Origin of the sequence: Haloferax sp. KTX1 (genome assembly GCF_902410085.1) — an archaeon.
Classification (GTDB): Archaea; Halobacteriota; Halobacteria; order Halobacteriales; family Haloferacaceae; genus Haloferax; species Haloferax massiliensis.
The window spans coordinates 1-479 of the sequence record NZ_CABPRH010000120.1; the positions used below are offsets into that span (position 1 = coordinate 1).

Annotated in this window: 1 pseudogene; it reads left to right on the top strand. The window is 69.7% G+C overall.

Annotation, left to right across the window (positions count from 1 at the left end):
• Window positions 1–479 (top strand): annotated as a pseudogene (locus tag FY251_RS21070) (hypothetical protein); the annotation flags it as partial.

Below are 479 nucleotides of genomic sequence, written 5' to 3' on the forward strand. Positions count from 1 at the left end.
GGACAACCGGGTGGGTGCCGCCGTCTACGACAGTTGTGAGACGCTCCAGCCGTCGGCCAATCGGGCACAGGAACAGCGATTGGAGGCGTTTCTAGAGGGGACTGTGAACGGGGCGGCCACCGGGTCGTCGGGGGCCCGCGGTTCATCGCTGCTCGACACCGGCACCCGAACCCGGCGGATGCAGTCGCCGACCGGGATGACAGACCGGTACGGCATCGCCGACGGCGGCGACGCGGTGGCGACGCTCGACCGCTCGATACCGAGCGAGTCACAGGTCGTGTTCTGTACGCCCCTGCTCGACGACCGGGCGGCCGATGCGGCGAAACGGCTCGCCGCGTACGGGCACGCGGTCACGGTCGTCAGCCCGGACATGACGACCGGGGACAGTCCGGGCAGTACCGTCGAACGAATCGACCGAACGGCCCGCCTCGACGACCTTCGAGGGAGGGTTCGGGTCGTCGACTGGACGCCCGCGGAAC